This is a genomic window from Paenibacillus glacialis (assembly GCF_001637205.1).
GTDB classification, from domain to species: Bacteria; Bacillota; Bacilli; order Paenibacillales; family Paenibacillaceae; genus Paenibacillus_AQ; species Paenibacillus_AQ glacialis.
Map to the genome: position 1 here is coordinate 26987 of NZ_LVJH01000018.1, position 17715 is coordinate 44701.

17 protein-coding genes are annotated in these 17715 nt (G+C 42.5%); all 17 read right to left on the bottom strand.

Annotation, left to right across the window (positions count from 1 at the left end; translation table 11 throughout):
* Positions 1-82 precede the first annotated feature (82 nt).
* The 17 genes from PGLA_RS11355 to ispE all read right to left on the bottom strand — a co-directional run bounded on the left by PGLA_RS11355 (position 83) and on the right by ispE (position 17661).
* Positions 83-418: an FtsB family cell division protein gene (locus tag PGLA_RS11355; protein ID WP_068532655.1), complete on the bottom strand. Its 336-nt coding sequence runs from the start codon at positions 416-418 to the stop codon at positions 83-85.
* A 13-nt stretch (positions 419-431) separates the two neighbouring features.
* Positions 432-1001, bottom strand: coding sequence for a spore cortex biosynthesis protein YabQ (gene yabQ / locus PGLA_RS11360; RefSeq protein ID WP_068532656.1), 570 nt, complete (start codon positions 999-1001; stop codon positions 432-434).
* Positions 998-1282 (bottom strand): sporulation protein YabP, encoded by a 285-nt coding sequence (gene yabP / locus PGLA_RS11365; RefSeq protein WP_068532658.1) that lies wholly within the window; start codon positions 1280-1282, stop codon positions 998-1000. Before yabP ends, yabQ begins: the two co-directional genes overlap by 4 nt.
* 356 nt (positions 1283-1638) lie before the next feature.
* The gene (locus PGLA_RS11370; RefSeq protein ID WP_068532660.1) at positions 1639-1911 is read right to left on the bottom strand and encodes an RNA-binding S4 domain-containing protein; all 273 of its coding nucleotides are present in this window, start codon (positions 1909-1911) and stop codon (positions 1639-1641) included.
* A 2-nt stretch (positions 1912-1913) separates the two neighbouring features.
* On the bottom strand, positions 1914-2186 hold the full coding sequence (locus PGLA_RS11375) for an HU family DNA-binding protein (protein ID WP_068532663.1): 273 nt from the start codon (positions 2184-2186) through the stop codon (positions 1914-1916).
* Positions 2187-2349: 163 nt separating this feature from the next.
* Positions 2350-3849 carry a bifunctional methyltransferase/pyrophosphohydrolase YabN gene (yabN, locus tag PGLA_RS11380; RefSeq protein ID WP_068532665.1) on the bottom strand — a complete coding sequence of 500 codons (1500 nt, stop codon included), beginning with the start codon at positions 3847-3849 and terminating at the stop codon, positions 2350-2352.
* 82 nt (positions 3850-3931) lie between these two features.
* Complete coding sequence (locus tag PGLA_RS11385) at positions 3932-5635, bottom strand: putative polysaccharide biosynthesis protein (protein WP_068532667.1); 1704 nt, start codon at positions 5633-5635, stop codon at positions 3932-3934.
* 234 nt (positions 5636-5869) lie between these two features.
* Positions 5870-6412, bottom strand: a complete 543-nt coding sequence (spoVT, locus tag PGLA_RS11390) for a stage V sporulation protein T (RefSeq protein WP_068532669.1) — start codon at positions 6410-6412, stop codon at positions 5870-5872.
* A 246-nt stretch (positions 6413-6658) separates the two neighbouring features.
* The gene (locus PGLA_RS11395; RefSeq protein ID WP_068532672.1) at positions 6659-7717 is read right to left on the bottom strand and encodes a peptidylprolyl isomerase; all 1059 of its coding nucleotides are present in this window, start codon (positions 7715-7717) and stop codon (positions 6659-6661) included.
* The gene (gene mfd, locus PGLA_RS11400; RefSeq protein ID WP_068532674.1) at positions 7704-11228 is read right to left on the bottom strand and encodes a transcription-repair coupling factor; all 3525 of its coding nucleotides are present in this window, start codon (positions 11226-11228) and stop codon (positions 7704-7706) included. The genes PGLA_RS11395 and mfd overlap by 14 nt, the downstream gene beginning before the upstream one ends.
* A gap of 184 nt (positions 11229-11412) precedes the next feature.
* Entirely contained in the window at positions 11413-11643 is a 231-nt protein-coding gene (locus tag PGLA_RS11405; RefSeq protein ID WP_068532676.1) for an anti-sigma-F factor Fin family protein, read from the bottom strand.
* A gap of 316 nt (positions 11644-11959) precedes the next feature.
* Positions 11960-12520 carry an aminoacyl-tRNA hydrolase gene (gene pth / locus PGLA_RS11410; protein ID WP_068532678.1) on the bottom strand — a complete coding sequence of 187 codons (561 nt, stop codon included), beginning with the start codon at positions 12518-12520 and terminating at the stop codon, positions 11960-11962.
* A 141-nt stretch (positions 12521-12661) separates the two neighbouring features.
* Positions 12662-13615: a ribose-phosphate diphosphokinase gene (locus PGLA_RS11415; protein WP_068532679.1), complete on the bottom strand. Its 954-nt coding sequence runs from the start codon at positions 13613-13615 to the stop codon at positions 12662-12664.
* 98 nt (positions 13616-13713) lie between these two features.
* Positions 13714-15096 carry a bifunctional UDP-N-acetylglucosamine diphosphorylase/glucosamine-1-phosphate N-acetyltransferase GlmU gene (gene glmU / locus PGLA_RS11420; protein ID WP_425415374.1) on the bottom strand — a complete coding sequence of 461 codons (1383 nt, stop codon included), beginning with the start codon at positions 15094-15096 and terminating at the stop codon, positions 13714-13716.
* A gap of 312 nt (positions 15097-15408) precedes the next feature.
* A complete protein-coding gene (gene spoVG, locus PGLA_RS11425) occupies positions 15409-15693 on the bottom strand; it encodes a septation regulator SpoVG (protein WP_068532683.1) in 285 nt (94 codons plus the stop codon).
* A 207-nt stretch (positions 15694-15900) separates the two neighbouring features.
* Positions 15901-16728, bottom strand: a complete 828-nt coding sequence (gene purR / locus PGLA_RS11430) for a pur operon repressor (RefSeq protein WP_068532685.1) — start codon at positions 16726-16728, stop codon at positions 15901-15903.
* Between the two features lie 78 nt (positions 16729-16806).
* Complete coding sequence (gene ispE / locus PGLA_RS11435) at positions 16807-17661, bottom strand: 4-(cytidine 5'-diphospho)-2-C-methyl-D-erythritol kinase (RefSeq protein WP_068532686.1); 855 nt, start codon at positions 17659-17661, stop codon at positions 16807-16809.
* Positions 17662-17715 lie beyond the last annotated feature (54 nt).

A 17715-nucleotide genomic window follows, 5' to 3' on the forward strand; every position in this document is an offset into this window, starting at 1 on the left:
ATAAATCTTGGCTGTGGTGATTTGATTATACATAATGCGCAAAGTAAGGTCAACAAACGAATGACCTGCACCCGCGCCTATATTACGGGCTTGAGACGTCCGGACGAATTGGAATTTCTTCCGGTCTATATAGACCGTAATCCTTACGTGCCAATTGCCCGATATATTCGGGATCCTGTAATCGGTTAACTTCATGTTTCAGTTGTAACACAGCTTCGTCCGATGCCGCCTTAGCTGCTTGTTTCTTAACCAATTCAGCGTTCGTATCTGCGATTTGTGAGTTCTGATTAAATAGAGTATATCCTGCCCAACTCATAAAAAGAACCATAAAGCACATCCATAAAGACAATCGTCTGCGCCCGCCTGCATATTTAGTTGAACCTTGATTAACTGATGTCTGCGAGGCATACTTGCCCATGAATGAAACCTCCTTAAACCCATCGATTCCACAAATTCACACAAATCTGCTTAACCTTCTTGATCAGCTCTGGTATTCTAAGCTTTAATATTAACGGATGAAGCATCCATTTCAGTAGTCTCCAAAAAGGATGTAAGCATCGTAACACAATGCGAAGAATGAACATGATCAGTGTCCAAATGATGCCTAACAGACTCGCTACTAACCGATATAGAGTTCTAATCGGCCACCAAATGATGACTATGAATAACCGCTTCAGCAAATATAACAAATATTGTACTACCTTTATTAACATTACCACAAATCGTTGTGTTGTAACACTTAAGATTAAAAAATAGCCCCACACACCTATAAACAACCCTACAAATGCATAAAACCGCAACTGTCCCTGATTGCTAATATAAAGCATTCTAAATATAAATATGGCCATTCCACACCAGTACATCAAATCGAGCAAATGGATTGTCCATTTGGGAAAGTGGAACCGATTGGACAGCACCCGGTAGCTGTCAAAAGCCAGTCCCATAGCTGCCCCTGAGAATAACATCCAGAACAGCGTAATCCACTGAACGTAGGGACTCATTTGAATAGTTTGCCCAACATTCCTTTATTTTTACTATGGTGGGATCCGGGATCCAAATATACAAGGGAATGCACTAGCCCATCGATGGAGAGGAGACCCTCCTCCAAACTGAGGTTTTTAATATGTAAATTCTGACCTTTAATGGTCAAATGTCCGAGTTCTGTTTGTAACAGAAACTCCTCACTGTCGAAGCTTTCCACATTGATAACGCCTGTCATATGAATCTGTCTGCGGTTTTGCATATGAAAATCATGTGCCTTCGTTTTTCCTTGCTCAATCATAGCATGTACCCCTCCTTCTACAGATAGCTTATGGCAGGTGTTGATCCATTAGAACTTCGGGGGCCCGACAAATATAATCTCTTCTCTCAAAATAACGCAAGTAGAAACGGCTGCCATGTCCTTCTCCAAGGACGGCACCCGTTTCACGCGGGAATATCAGGAATAGAGTATCAATATAGATTGAACTAAAGACGATATCCCCTATTCATGAATTTCTTTAGAAATGATTGAATAGGAGGAGCGTAAACTTTAGTTCATTCTATCAAGTGAACCTTATACTTTCTTATATTTCAAAGAAAGAGCGTCCTCTTCATTTGAAGAGGACGCTCCATGATAAATCTTTCACCCATTGCTATTTAAAAACCTGTCTCTCTAGCAATAGGCTCTTCCTTGACCAAGGTGTAAAGGCTTGTGGCCTCTTCCTTACGGGTGCTTTCAGCAAGTCTCTCAACCCGAACCGTAACCAGCTTCTGGCCAAATTGAACGGTAATTTCATCGCCCACTTTCACCGCGCTGCTAGGTTTAGACTCTCGACCGTTGATAAGTACCCGACCTTGATCCGAAATATCCTTCGCTACGGTACGCCGCTTGATTAACCTTGATACTTTAAGGAATTTATCAATTCTCATAACTATTTTACAGCTTCTTTAAGTTTGTTACCCGCTTTGAAAGCTGGAACTGTAGATTCAGGAATTTCGATCGTGTTTCCTGTTTGTGGATTGCGACCTGTACGTCCTGCACGTTTGCGAGTTTCAAATGTTCCGAAACCGATTAATTGTACTTTATCTCCGCCTGCCAATGCATCCGTTACTTCGCCTAGAAAACCATTCAATACGGATTCAACGTCTTTCTTAGTCAATCCACTTTTTTCAGAAATGTTGTTAATAAGGTCTGTCTTGTTCATCATTAGTTCCTCCTAATATATAAATAAGCTGTTATACCTGCGGTATGGGACTTCGGTTTTACAAAACCGTCATCACACCGGAATTGTACTATATGGATATTCTTGATTTACATGCAAAGTCCTGCTTTTCCGATGTAATTTTTAATTTATTGTTCGAATTTTGCTATTTCTTGACGATTTGTGTTTTGGCCAGAGTCCATATTTCTTCCATTTCTTCTAATGTACTATCCGAAATAGATCGTCCCTGAGACCGTAAATACTCCTCAATAAAGTGAAACCGCGAAACGAATTTGTGATTCGTCTTCGATAGCGCTTCTTCAGGATCAGCATGAATAAAGCGAGCTATGTTAGAGACAGCAAACAATAAATCACCGAGCTCTAACACTTGTTCCTCGTGACTCTGTTCTTGTTCAACAGCTTCACGCAACTCAAGCAATTCTTCTTCTATCTTGGAAAATACGCCCTCAATATCATCCCAATCAAAACCCACTTTAGCAGCCTTTTTCTGCAACTTGTAGGCCTTCATCAGAGCTGGCAAATCGCGTGGAACACCATCTAATACAGATGTCTTCTCAGCGCTTAGCCCTTTAAGACGTTTCTCCTCCACCTTCATCTGATCCCAGTTTTGCAGAGCAGCCTCCGCATCCTTCGCAATGATGTCTCCAAATACATGAGGGTGACGGAAGATCAACTTGTCATTAAGGCCTTGAATGACGTCATACACGTTGAAGGAACCATTCTCCTCCTCCATTTGAGAGTGGAGCAGGATTTGTAGCATCAGATCCCCTAATTCCTCCTGCATATGCTCTGGGTCATCCTCATCGATGGTCTCTATCACTTCGTATGTCTCTTCAATGAGATTTTTACGTAACGAAGCATGAGTTTGTTCTCGATCCCAAGGACATCCATCCGGACTACGAAGGATACCGACAATTTCATGCAATCGTGCAAATGTCCGTTGCCGCAGATGATCTTCATCACTTCTAGGCACATACACTAAGGATAGATTGCCATATCCCTCTACACGATCCAACTCATATAAAGGTACGCGTTGAATGCTTTCTTGTCCCTCTACCCCCAAAGCATGACCTACGATAACCGTATAATCATCTGGATAAAGTTCCATCAGACTTAACTTCACCTCTGAAGCGGTGTACACATCATAGACTTGTCCGATTAGAGTATGTAACTGCGGTTGTATTAGCGTACTATTCAGTCCCGCAGCATCCAATAGTTGAAAGCCTTCAATCGGATCAAAGCCAAGCCTTGTGAAGGCTTCATCTAGAAAACTCTCTCCGCCAAGCACATGTAATGTAATGCCTTCTTCTGGACAACGTTCTCGAAGTAACTGGACCGTTGACTCTGCTACCATAGGATGACCTGGTACAGCATATACAATCTCTGTGCCCACCTCACCAGAGCGAGCCTTATCCATTAATTGATTAGCAATCGTATTATATACCTCTGGAAAAGAACCATGCGTCTCATATATCGCATCAAATGACTCAATGGATAAGTTCCATTCATCAATCGCGGGCATGACCGGATGTTCTTTCGTTCTAACGTATATACTTGTAGCCTTTTGTAATGTCTTCACAATACCTACCGTGAGCTGGTCGGGATTTCCCGATCCAAGACCTACGACCGTTAATGTTGAGCTCATACGCCTACCTCCACTCTTTATTCGCCATCATGACGAAGGGATATGATACCCACACCATATGGACTATTGTAGCTTACAATGCCTACCGTAGCACGCGTAGCTTTTGGAGTAACTTCGCAAGTCCACTTCCAACCTTAGGTAACATCCGAAGCTCCTCCTCACGGATCAGCTTCGTCAGCGCCACTAGGATGACAAACGCGATAGCCCCTGCGGTTACGCCGCAAAGGCTCTCTACTACAGCAACCATCCGCCCTGCGCGCATCCCGAGCGCAGAGAGCACAGCCGCAGCCGCCCACTGGGCGCCGGCTGCGGCACTAGCCAGGCCGGCGAGAATGAGCGCCGGCTTAGCTAGAAGGGCACCGGCGCGAAGGCGCAGGCCGGTGCTGCGGACGAGCAGCGCTACATTCAGCGCTGCCGCCAACAATTGCGCGGCCACGAAAGCGATGGCCGCGCCAGTGATACCAAACTTGGGCACCAGCCATAAGTTGAGCAGCGTCTTCGCTAAAGCGCCGACGAGCAAGTTCACAGCCGGTGCCTTCACGATGCCAATGCCTTGCAGTAGCGCGGCTGAAATCAAGCCGATCGAGCTGAACGCAGCCGTAAAGGCAATCCAGCGGATCGTATCTGTGCCTGTAGCATCCTGATACAACATCACATTGATCGGTTCAGCCAAGACACATAAGCCTATAGATGCCGCAAGGCCCATCAACCAAAACCAGCGAAGTGATAAGCGACATTGATTCTGTATCAATAAATTATCTCGCTTAAATCTTGCCTCAGCTAACGCCGGAATGAACAACACAGATAACGATGTCGCCAACATCGTTATAAGTTGGACGAGTGGCATGCCGCGGTTATATATCCCGAACTGGATCATCGCTCCCGAATCCCCAATTCCACCTACCTTGAGTAACCTAGGAACCGTAAAGGTGTCGACCAAATTCATTAATGGAAGAGCCAATGAAGCAAGACAAATAGGAATAGCATACACCACTATTTTTCTTAGAAGCATCCAAGAACTCTCCTGCGAAACGCAGACGCCCACTCTGTCGATTGTAGCTATTGCCTCTGATGCTGTAGCTATCTCACATCTTGTGGACGCATCTTTTAATCCCACTTCCCTATTTACGTTTGTGCGATACCTACGCCAATATAACAGCATCACTAGTAATCCGGCAGCACCGCCGGCAGCAGAACCAAAGAGCGCACCAGCAGCAATATCCTCTGGTCCGGCCTGTCTTGAGGTTAAATAGAGCAGAAGCAAAATCATCACGGTTACGCGAACACTCTGCTCTACAATCTGTGAGACAGCCGTAGGAACCATATTCTGATGTCCTTGAAAGAATCCCCGTAGCAAAGACATCACTGGTATAAACAAAAATGCGATCGAGACATAGCGGATGGCTGAGACCACATGGTCATTGTCAATCCAGCTTGCGATCAGAGGTGCACCTACATAGGTACAAAGACCAAGCACGATACCCAATAATCCGATAAACAAAGAGGATATCCGTAATATCCGTCTATTCTCTTTGTCGTTACCTGCAGCGCCGTTCTCTGCTACAAACTTAGAGATGGCAATAGGAAAACCTGCTATAGCTAGCGTAATTACCAGTAAGTAGAATGGATAAACGGTATTATAAATGCCAAACACGATATCCCCGCCCATATTTTGCAGAGGGATCTTCTGCAATGTGCCAATAAGCTTCGAAAGGACGGTGGCTAGGGTTAATATAAATGCCCCATGTAGCATTTTTGAAGCTACGCTCACGTTATCTACCTTCATGATTTACGTCCCTACTTTTCGCGGATATTAAAATTGAGATGAATTACTCTATAGATTGAACTAAAGACGAAATCACATATTCATGATCTTCTTTAGAAAAGATTGAACTGGTGAGCGCAAACTTTAGTACAATCTATATCTATTATAACCGCGATCAGTGTCACAAAAAAACTCCCGCTTCTTTTGTTCCGAGTAAAGGAACGAAAGAATAACGGGAATGTTGTCTTGAATTTCTTATTGTTCCATTTGTTTGCCTAGGAATGAAGCTGCTGTCTCAGCCATCTTCATTTCCATCTGGCCCATTTTCACTGACTCATCTTTATTCATAAGGATGACGGACCCAATAGGATCTCCACCCGAAATAATCGGTGCTATGACATAAGATGAAAGTGTCTCCTGGTGGTCTTTACTGAGTTCATAACTTCCACTGTTTGTTTCCAGCAACGATTTACGACTATCCATACAATTCTCAACAAGGATCCCTACTTGTTTATCTAGATACTCCTTTTTGGAGCCTCCAGCTACAGTGATGAAGGTATCTCTATCCGAGATTATTGTGATATGTCCTGTTCCTTCAAATAATGATTCAGCATATTCTTTCGCGAAATCACCAAGCTCTCCGATTGGCGAGTATTTCTTCAATATCACTTCACCATCACGGTCTACAAAGATTTCAAGCGGATCTCCTTCGCGGATTCGCAATGTTCGTCTAATTTCTTTCGGGATAACAACTCTGCCTAAGTCATCAATACGGCGTACAATTCCAGTAGCTTTCATTTCACATGTTGCCCCACTTTCTAAAGAAGATTTTTCAACTACTGTTTCAAAAGGGAAATGGAGAGCCCCCAGATCAGTTATAAGTGTGATATCTGACCATAGTATTTAACTCTATCCACTTCCTTATACATACAATACACATAATAGTTATACCGATTGATTATAACCAGTTACCGTTTTTTGTTCTAAATCGCAATTTCACTTACCCCGTACCATGCTTGTCCAAATCACAGTTGGGTCATTGCATTAAGGCGTTGTAGCTTCTGTCTTTGTTTCATCTGTCTTAGCATCTGTTTTTGTATCTGTTTTTGTATCTGTTCCTGTTTCAGGAGTCGGAGTTTTTTCGTCTGTCTTAGCCTCTGGAGATTTCGGCAAGTTCACCTTTTTAATGATATCCTTCAAGTCCTTACTCATAAAGTCGTCGATTTTTTTCGAACCCACTGTGTTCTTAATCGCATCCTTTTGTACTTGTGTTAATTTATCAAAAGGTGTCTCTGTGCGTGACTCCACCTTCAAAATATGATATCCATAATCGGTTTCAACAGGATCACTGATGGTATTCAGTGGAAGTGTCACTGCGCTTTGCTTGAAAGCTTCTACCCATGTACCTGCAGGTGTATTCTCATACAAACCGCCGTTCTCCGCAGAACCTTTATCGTCGGAATACTTCTTCGCTATAGTCGCGAAATCTTCGCCCTTATCCAACTTAGATTTTACGTCTTTAGCAAGTTTCAGAGCCTCTTCCTTGGTACGTGCCTTCTGATTAGCATCCGTTAATGAGATCAGAACATGTCTAACTGACGCGATCGTGAAATCCTGTTTCGTAGCTTCATATTGTTTCTTCACTTCTTCATCTGTTACCTTATCAGTCATATCCTGCATCGAGATCATGACTTGCTCCAAGTAACCTTTCAAATCGGTTTCCTTCAGTTCTTGTTCATCCAACATCTTTTTAAACGCATCCTCGCCAACCTGCTCCTTCATTTGATCTAATTGATCAACAGCTAATTTCTTGCCTGCTTCCTTAGCTTCCTTGGTTGCTTTATCGCTCAAATACTCAAAAGCTACTTGTTGGTTTACAAGATATGTTTTGAAATCTTCCATTTCTGCTAGTTGCGCATACTGTGGTGATAAAAAGATAAGCACTTTTTTCTCAATATTGTATTCATCGAGTGTAAGTTCTCCACCCTTATAGGTTGCAACAACATTTTCACTGCTCTTACCACATGCAGATAACAACGATAGCGCTAATACCGCCACTAGCGTAATAGATACTAATTTCCATGATTTCTTATTTGACAACATCCTGAAGTTCCCCTTTCGATTTGAACGGCTCTCGGATGGCTTCAAGAAATTGTTCCAGAAGATCCAACAGCTGCTTTTCCTCAAGTCCCTTGCCCTTCACGCGTATGGTCATGACAAGCTCTTGTTCAAATTGTACACGTCTTTGAAACGAATTTCCAATGGAGGCCAACTTGGCAGGGTCAACTGCCTTTTCTTGACCCGCATAAAATTTAAGTGTGACGTCATCTCCACGCTTCACAATCGACTCAATTCCGTACATTTTACCGTATACTTTCATTCTTGCTACGGCAAGCAGATTCACTACGGCCTCAGGTAATTCCCCGAAGCGATCCATTAGCTCATCTTCGATCTCGGCTACCTCTTCAAACGAAGTAGTCGCGGCTACTTTTTTGTAAATTTCAATCTTTTGAATACTATCGTAAATATAATCAGATGGCAAATATGCATCTATAGAGATATCGATGAGTGTATTCCACACCTTCTGCGGTGGAAGCTCTTCGCCCAATACCGTGACCTTACGTTTCTGAATTTCTTCAGCAAGCATTTGCGAATACAGATCGAACCCAACGGATGCAATAAATCCATGTTGCTCCGCTCCAAGCAGGTTCCCTGCACCACGAATAGAAAGATCTCGCATTGCGATTTTGAACCCAGATCCAAGTTCTGTGAATTCTTTGATCGACTGAAGACGTTTCTCTGCAACTTCTGTTAACACCTTGTCTTTCTGGTAGGTGAAATAGGCATAGGCAATCCGATTGGATCGACCTACACGACCTCGTAGCTGATAAAGCTGGGACAACCCCATTTTATCGGCGTCATGTACAATTAACGTATTCACATTAGGGATATCTACACCCGTCTCAATAATGCTAGTGCTCACTAACACGTCATACTCACCATCTAAGAAATCAAGAATAGTCTTCTCTAGTTCTGACTCATTCATTTGTCCATGCCCTATACCCACTCTAGCGTCGGGTACAAGTGCAGTAATCTGACTCGCAATCTCTTCAATCCCTTGCACGCGATTGTATAAGTAATACACTTGCCCACCGCGAGCAAGTTCCCGTTCCACAGCTTCTCTTACAAGCGTATGGCTGTGTTCCACAACATAAGTCTGTACGGGGAATCGATTCTCCGGAGGCGTCTCAATAACCGACAAATCCCGAACACCTAACATAGACATGTGGAGTGTGCGTGGAATTGGCGTCGCTGTCAACGTAAGTACATCTACATTCGTCTTCAATTTCTTCAGCTTCTCTTTGTGAGTCACACCAAATCGTTGTTCCTCATCCACAATCAGAAGACCCAAATCTTTGAATACGAGATCCTGTGATAATAGTCGATGCGTACCAATAATAATATCTACTGTTCCAGCTCGAATCCCTTTAATGGATTCATTCTGTTCTTTACGGGAACGGAAACGACTTAGTACCTTGATGTTAATTGGATATCCTGAGAATCGCTCTCTAAACGTCTCAAAGTGCTGTTGAGCTAATATTGTTGTTGGAACCAATACCGCTACCTGCTTACCCTCTATAGCAGACTTGAAGGCAGCACGAATAGCCACTTCTGTCTTGCCATAACCAACATCTCCGCAGAGTAGGCGATCCATCGGACGACCCTGCTCCATATCCTTCTTGATCTCTTCGATCGCTCTGATCTGATCCCGAGTCTCATCGTATGGGAACATCTCTTCAAATTCTTGCTGCTCAGCAGAATCCTTCTCAAATCCATAACCTGTTGTCAATTGACGTTCGGCATACAGTTTGATTAGATCATCCGCGATATCCTGTACCGTAGAACGAACTTTGTTCTTAACACGTACCCAATCGTTACCACCAAGCTTATAAATCTTCGGCTCTTTATCCTCAGAACCTACATATTTCTGAATAAGGTCAATTTGCTCAATAGGGACGGATAATTTGTCTCCACCGGCATAAAGAATATGTAAATAATCCTTATGGATACCATTTATATCTAACGTACCGATTCCCACATATTTACCTATTCCGTGGTTTGCATGTACGACATAATCGCCGACTTTAAGTTCGGTATAACTTTTGATGCGTTCTGCGTTATCGATGTTCTTAGTAAGCTTACGAACCTTACGCTGCTTCTGCGAGAACATTTCGCCCTCTGTAATGACAGCCAAATGAATCGAAGGTAACTCGAATCCAGTCTGCAAGTTCCCCTGAAGCATGATCGGCTCATCAATACCATAATCCAACAACACACGTCTCATGCGCTCCATACGTTCTTCATTGCTGGCTAACATCATGACGCGAACACCGGATTTGTGCCAACGTTCCATTTCAGATTTAAGAACATTCATCTGACCATGGAAATCCTGCATGCTCCGGCTAGTAATATTTAGTATGTTTTGAGGCTGGGTATGAGGGACTTGACGCAAAAAGATAGAGAGAAATAACGTCTGGAATCGACGCTCATATAAGACTTCATCATTATCAATTGACAAAGGCATTTGTGGCAGTGTTTTGCCATTCTGTAATAGATGTAGATTCCACTCAGACTCATCACGTTCAAGCTGTTTTGCTGTTTCAACTAATCTTGTTGGTTCATCAAGAATCAGAATCGTATCTTCCGGAAGATAATCATACAAGTGACACTTTTCTGGATATAGTAAAGAAATGTATTTATAAATTTCAGGGAAATACACGTGTTCTTGCAGCATTTCCATTTCTTTCTGCATTTCCTCTTGAAGTCGAAGTTTAGCTTGGCGATCTGTCATTTTATCAAGCTGAGCTCGCAATAGAACCCCTACTCCATCTGCTGCTCTCTCTAGCCTTGTATGATCAGCAATGATTTCCTTACATGGGGTAATCACGACTTTGTTGACCTTATCAATAGACCGCTGATCCGCTGGATCAAACGTACGGATGGAATCCACTTCATCATCAAACAATTCAACACGATAGGCGAGTAAGGACGTCATTGGATAAAAGTCAATAATCCCACCACGTATACTCATCTCGCCTTTACCTTCTACCCGTTCAACGCGTTCGTATCCCATTTCAATCATGCGCATGAGAAAAGAATCCAGTTGTATTGTGCCTCCATACTGGATTGATATCTGTGCATTAGCCATAACTTCTGGAGCAGGAAGAAGTCTCCGAACTCCGGCAACAGGGGCTACAACTATCCCCCTAAATCCTTGAGCGCATTTCATTAATACATCAATACGTTGTGCGAGCGTTTCGGGACTAGAAACAGCTGATTCAGCAGCCACTAACTCATTAGCGGAATAGAGCAATACTTGGTCTGGAGAAAGCGCTTCCTGCAAATCTTCTGCCATTTTCTGAGCAGAGAACATATTATGGGTCACAATTAGCAACGGGCGCTTGACTTCTTCGTGCAGTGAAGCCATCATGATCTGCCTTGCCGATCCAGATAATCCCGAAATGAGCTGTTCCTTCATACCAACAGATATTCCAGATGCAATCGATTTTAAATCAGGGTCCTTAGAAAAAGCTTCTATAAGTGCTTGTAGCAAAAGTGGCACCTCTCTTATACTTACTAGTAAATGATAGATTTGACTTCATTTCTTTAACCATGCCTCACGTATACAACATATATTATCTATCGTCAAAAGAAGCCTCAGCAAACTGCCAAGGCCATGTAACGACGGTGAACCCATCGTAAAGACGAACAAAGATTAGTCTTAGGCTTCACTTTTATTACTGAAGTGGATTAGATATCAAGCTCAATTCGGGATGATATGCTAACGCTTCATTACAATATTCACAAGTGACTCTAACCGTCACTTCCCCGCTCAAATCATACGCTATTATATCTCGACGTTCTGCAGGGGTCAAGGAATGAAAGCCTAGTTGTGCCTCGGTTATCACGCTCGAATCAATCGTTCCTAGTACCGTGCTACAGTGTCGGCAGATGTATTTTATAGCCATTTTATGCCTCCTGAGGGTCATTTATACCCTCAGTATGCCCTGACTCCATCCGATTTAGCCCTGCAAGTCTTTTTTAAAATGATGGATTATCAAGCCAAGTGCGACAGGGCTTGACAATCCATCAAATATAAGAAAATATAAGTTTCACTTGATAGAATGAACTAAAGTTTGCGCTCCCCCTATTCAATCATTTCTAAAGAAATTCATGAATAGAGGGTATCGTCTTTAGTTCAATCTATATTGATACTCTATTCCTTATATTTCCGCTGAAACGGGTGCCGAAAAAGGACGGCTTAGCCGTTTCTACTTGGGTATCTTAGCCATTATACTTCGCCATCGTTTGTTCGAACGAATGGTCAAGACTGTATTCAATGGCATCACAGCTATTATCTATCATCTGTAATAGATATTCTTTCTCTTTCTTGGCAAAAGAAGATAACACATAATCTACGATCGCAAGTCCAGGAACTGGACGCGATATTCCCATACGAATTCGGTTAAATGCCTGTGTACCTGTGTGCTGTATAATGGACTTGATCCCATTGTGTCCCCCTGCACTGCCTTGATATCGAAGACGAATTTTACCCACTTCCGTATCCAAGTCATCGTAGACAACGATAAGATCTTCCAGATTAGCTTTATAATAACTCATAAATGCGTGTACAGATTCACCTGAAAGATTCATATAGGTCAACGGCTTAATGAGCGTAACCTTGGTCCCACCGATGTTGCCTTCTCCTATATGTGCTTTACATCTACTAGGTCCAAAGACAATGCCATGGCGTGCCGCGAAGGCATCTAGCGTCATGAATCCTACGTTATGGCGTGTCTTGTCATAAGCGGAACCCGGGTTCCCAAGCCCTACAATCCATTTCATTGCTATATATATCCTCCATCAGACGTTATTTGATACCGTAATCAAACGTTTTTGAAATACTAAGATATTATAGAATGCACGATAAGGGTTATATCTCCTCTAAAGCGAGGCGATATAACCCTTTATTTAAGTTCTACATTCTTACTCAATCTCGAAGAGTTTACTAATCGATAATTCTTCGTGAACACGAATAATGGCTTCACCCATCAACGGAGCTACTGAAAGAACCTTAATCTTATTGCTCGGATTAGGGTGTGTAATTGGAATCGTATCTGTTACGATAACTTCCTTCAGTGGGGAGTTCTCAAGTCGTTCCATAGCTGGTCCCGATAATACAGGGTGTGTACAGCATGCATAGACTTCTTTCGCTCCACCTTCCATCAGTGCATTTGCACCTAATACAATGGTACCTGCGGTATCAATGATATCATCAATCAATATGGCTGTTTTACCTTCAATATGACCAATAATGTTCATGACTTCACTAACATTAGGCTCAGGACGACGCTTATCAATAATAGCAAGCGGTGCATTGAGGAAATCAGCAAGTTTTCTTGCGCGGACTACGCCACCATGATCTGGAGAGACCACGACAGGATTCTCAATCTGCATAGAACGAAAGTATTGGGCTATAATTGGAACACCCAACATATGATCTACAGGGATATCAAAAAATCCTTGAATCTGCATGGCATGTAAGTCCATCGTTATTAAGCGATGCGCACCGGCTTTTTCAATCAGATTAGCTACGAGTTTGGCAGTGATAGGATCACGCGAACGCGCTTTACGATCTTGACGAGCATATCCGTAATAGGGAATAACCACATTGATACTTTTCGCAGAAGCGCGTTTCAATGCGTCAACCATCACCAATAACTCCATCAGATTATCGTTAACCGGACCACAAGTGGACTGTACGATATAGACATGACAGCCCCGAACACTTTCGGACAATTTAACTTGAATTTCGCCATCACTAAAGCTCGTCGTATGGGAATCACCCATAGGAATGCCGATATAGTCAGCAATTTGATTCGCAAGCTTTGGATTAGAGTTACAAGTGAATAATTTTAATTTGGAATCACAATAAGTCATAAAATAAAAACCCTCCGTGCGGATTCATTGAATTCATGTCTGTTATTACCTACTGATTCATTCACATAAACGGTTAAATTTATCATCAAGTAGGGTTATTAGTCTTTATTCTTCTTTGCTTTGGCCTGATTACGAATTTTATCTGCATATCCAGGTTTATTCACCTGTTGTTGTCTCGCGATGGCCATATCATTCTCACCAACGGAGTGTGTTATCGTTGAACCCGCTACAATAAATGCACCTTTTCCTACTTTAACCGGAGCGATGAGATTGACATTACTACCAATAAAGGCGTCATCTTCAATCTCTGTCACAAACTTATTATACCCATCGTAGTTAACAGTTATCGCACCGCAACCGACATTGACATTTTTCCCGACGGTAGCATCTCCAATATAGCTCAAATGCGACACTTTCGAGCCATTATCAATGACTGAATTCTTCACTTCTACGAAGTCGCCAATCTTGACGTCTTCTCCAAGCTTAGAACCTGGACGTAAATACGCGAAAGGTCCAACTGCTGTACGCGACCCTACTTCAGCATGATCGACAACTGAATGTTTAATGATTGCGTTATTTGCGATAGTCGATGAATCAATGTCACTATTAGGTCCTATGACACATTCTTCACCTATAACAGTATATCCTTTAATGATAGTTCCTGGAAACAGAATCGTATCGGAACCAATGGTAACATCAGCACCAATGACTGTTGAAGATGGATCAATAATCGTTACACCATTCAACATGTGGCGCTTCGCAATTCTCTCTCTCATAAATTGTTCGGCTTCAGAAAGTGCTAGACGATCATTTACACCAATAGATTCGGCACTATCATTTGTAATATACCCTAGCACCGTTTCGTTTGCCTTCACAAGGATACCAATCACATCTGTCAAATAGTATTCTCCTTGGGCATTATGGTTCGTCACCTTCTCAAGTGCTTCGAACAATTTGAGATTGTCAAAACAATACGTACCTGTATTAATCTCGCCTACGGCGTCTTCTTGTGGAGTACAATCCTTTTGTTCCACAATCCGTAGTACGCTACCATCTTCTCCGCGAATAACACGTCCATAACCTTTTGGATTATCCATTTGGGCAGTTAAGACGGTTGCAGCAGCTTTGTTGCTCTCATGCAACTGCATGAGCCCTTCTAGCGTCTCTGGTGTAACTAGGGGAGTATCTCCACAGATGACAATCGTAGAGCCTGCCTCATTCCTAAGTAACGGTGCAGCCTGCGTAACGGCATGCCCAGTTCCTAGCTGTTGCGGTTGAAGCACATATTCTGCGGCATCCCCTAGATAAGATTGTACGGCTTCCGCACCATGTCCAACGATCACAATCACTCGTTCACTGTTGACTTGTTTAACGGTGTCAAGTACATGCCCTACCATGGGTTTCCCACATACAGGATGAAGTACTTTGTATAATTTGGATTTCATCCGCTTGCCCTGACCTGCGGCAAGAACTATAGCCATTCTTTTCAAGGGATCTAACCTCCTGCTCATTAAAAATATAAGACAGTATAAGTTTCACTTGATAGAATGAACTAAAGTTTACGCTCCTCCTATTCAATCATTTCTAAAGAAATTCATGAATAGGGGATATCGTCTTTAGTTCAATCTATATTGATACTCTATTCCTTATATTTCCGCTAAAACGAATGCTGTCCTTGAAATAGGACGATTCAGCCGTTTCCACTTGCTCACTACTGAATATATCTTATTCTACGAAAAAAGAAAAGAGAGCCATGTGATGGCTCCCTCTTCTTTAAACACTATTAGGGCAACTTAAGCGCCTTCTTCAATCACTTCTTCTTCATTAGCTGCACTTTCGTACTCTGCTAATACAGCAGACTGAATCTTCTCCCGAGTACCGGAAGAGATTGGGTGGGCAATGTCGCGAAATTCTCCATCAGGAGTTCGTTTGCTAGGCATAGCAACAAACATTCCGTTGTTTCCATCAATAACCCGAATGTCATGAACAACAAATTCGTTATCAATGGTAATGGATGCGATTGCTTTCATTCTTCCTTCAGAATTAACCCGACGAAGTCTGACATCCGTAATTTGCATGTGTGTGTTCACCACCTTTTTCCATCAGAGACTTGGTGTATAATTCCACACAACACACGGAAATCCTTTTTTTTACTTCAATAAAATATCCTAAAAACAGGAATTTATTAAATTAAAATATTATTCGACAATCTTCTTGCTTATTCGTTGTAAATCACCCTATATCACGCATTAAAATCGACAAGTATTTCGAGACCAGGGAGCAATCTATGATTCGAAATAATTACCCGGACTCACAAGAATCTGTTTACTCTTGAAATCAACGGCTGTCAATTTTGCAAGGGAGACATAATCATGGAGCAATCGTTCTTCCGTCTCTACAGCTCCTGATTCCACCAATACACCGACGCCAGCTACTTCTGCATTAAATTCATCTAGTAAATCGACCATGCCTTGAATCGTGCCTCCCGCTTTCATGAAATCATCCACGATAAGTACTTTAGACTTTTCTTTCAATGCTCGACGAGACAGGGACATCGTATGAATGCTCTTGTTGGAGCCGGAGACGTAATTAATACTTACCGCTGATCCTTCCGTCACCTGGTGATCTCGGCGAACGAGGACAACGGGTAGATTAAGTTGTGCACCTGTAGCATAAGCTAAAGGAATTCCTTTAGTTTCCACAGTCATCACACAATCGATCTCTTTTTCTGCGAAAGCTGTAGCGAATATTTTACCCGCTTCGTTCATGAGTGATGGCTCACCTAGTAAATCGGACATATATAAATATCCACCTGGTAAAATCCGATCTCTTTGTTCCAATTGTGCGCACAAATCCTGTGCAAAGAGTAGAGCTTGCTTCTTATTCATCTTAGGAATAAACCTTACGCCACCCGTTGCTCCTGCAAATGTTTGAAGATCTCCCATACCTTCATCTTCAAACACTTCTTTAATGATGGCCAGATCTTCACTAATGGACGATTTTGCAGCTCCATAGCGGTCTGCAAATGTCGTAAGAGGGATCAATGTATGTGGTCTGTTTAGTAAATATTGCGTTAACTCCACTAAACGCGCGCTACGTTTTAATTTTTTCACGAAATACTCCTCGCTAAATCCGAATATTTTATCTAAAATATATCATCATTATACGTCTTTTTACAAGTGTCTATCACCCTAAGTCAATAGACGTACAGCATAAACCTCACGACAGAATCCCCGCAGACCATTATAAATCCTAGGCACTTTGGATTCTTTCGATACCAAACCGAACACCGTTGGACCACTACCCGACATTAGCGTTCCATCCGCACCCAACTTCATCATCGTTTCTTTTAAATGTTGAACTTCTGGGTGCAACTTCAGTGTGACATCTTCAAGTACATTGCCAAGTTGCCCGCAGACCTCATGGAAGTTCCCTGATTGTATTGCAGCAATCATATTGGATGCAGAAGGATGCTTCGTGATCTGATTACTCTTGAGTCGCGTATACACATCTGCTGTTGACACATTAATGGGCGGTTTAGCTAATACAACCCAGCATTGTGGAGGATTCTCGATAGGCGTTAACAGTTCTCCTCTTCCTGTAGCAAGAGCTGTCCCACCAGTCACACAGAAAGGCACGTCAGAGCCAAGCTCTGCCCCTAATTGTTGTAACTCTTTGATTGGTATATGAAGCCCCCAAAGACGATTCAGGCCTCTTAGTGTAGCAGCTGCATCACTACTACCGCCGGCCAGACCCGCAGCGACAGGGATTTTTTTGTCCAGATGAATATGAACGCCCTTCTTGACGTCATACCGATCCTTAATTAATCTTGCAGCTTGGAAAGCCAGATTCTTCTCATCGAGCGGAATATAACCCGCTTGGCTTGAAATTATGATCGTATCTCTTGGTAACTCCACCATTTCTAATCGGTCAGCCAAATCGACCATTGTCATTACCATTTCAACCTCATGGAAACCATCAGGACGCTTATGTAATACATCCAGCATTAAGTTGATTTTGGCTGGTGCTTTTTCATAAATTTTCAAGGCGTTCACCCACCCTTAACTTTTCGCTCATTATAACTTCACACATTATACCAA

Excerpts from the sequence above, each read along its gene's own strand:
- pth (WP_068532678.1), bottom strand. The coding sequence starts at position 12,520 with ATGAAATGGATTGTAGGGCTTGGGAACCCGGGTTCCGCTTATGACAAG.
- PGLA_RS11415 (WP_068532679.1), bottom strand. The coding sequence starts at position 13,615 with ATGACTTATTGTGATTCCAAATTAAAATTATTCACTTGTAACTCTAAT.
- PGLA_RS11355 (WP_068532655.1), bottom strand. The coding sequence starts at position 418 with ATGGGCAAGTATGCCTCGCAGACATCAGTTAATCAAGGTTCAACTAAA.
- PGLA_RS11395 (WP_068532672.1), bottom strand. The coding sequence starts at position 7,717 with ATGTTGTCAAATAAGAAATCATGGAAATTAGTATCTATTACGCTAGTG.
- PGLA_RS11370 (WP_068532660.1), bottom strand. The coding sequence starts at position 1,911 with ATGAGAATTGATAAATTCCTTAAAGTATCAAGGTTAATCAAGCGGCGT.
- yabP (WP_068532658.1), bottom strand. The coding sequence starts at position 1,282 with ATGATTGAGCAAGGAAAAACGAAGGCACATGATTTTCATATGCAAAAC.
- spoVG (WP_068532683.1), bottom strand. The coding sequence starts at position 15,693 with ATGCAAATTACGGATGTCAGACTTCGTCGGGTTAATTCTGAAGGAAGA.
- PGLA_RS11405 (WP_068532676.1), bottom strand. The coding sequence starts at position 11,643 with ATGGCTATAAAATACATCTGCCGACACTGTAGCACGGTACTAGGAACG.
- glmU (WP_425415374.1), bottom strand. The coding sequence starts at position 15,096 with ATGGCTATAGTTCTTGCCGCAGGTCAGGGCAAGCGGATGAAATCCAAA.
- yabN (WP_068532665.1), bottom strand. The coding sequence starts at position 3,849 with ATGAGCTCAACATTAACGGTCGTAGGTCTTGGATCGGGAAATCCCGAC.
- PGLA_RS11375 (WP_068532663.1), bottom strand. The coding sequence starts at position 2,186 with ATGAACAAGACAGACCTTATTAACAACATTTCTGAAAAAAGTGGATTG.
- PGLA_RS11385 (WP_068532667.1), bottom strand. The coding sequence starts at position 5,635 with ATGAAGGTAGATAACGTGAGCGTAGCTTCAAAAATGCTACATGGGGCA.
- spoVT (WP_068532669.1), bottom strand. The coding sequence starts at position 6,412 with ATGAAAGCTACTGGAATTGTACGCCGTATTGATGACTTAGGCAGAGTT.
- yabQ (WP_068532656.1), bottom strand. The coding sequence starts at position 1,001 with ATGAGTCCCTACGTTCAGTGGATTACGCTGTTCTGGATGTTATTCTCA.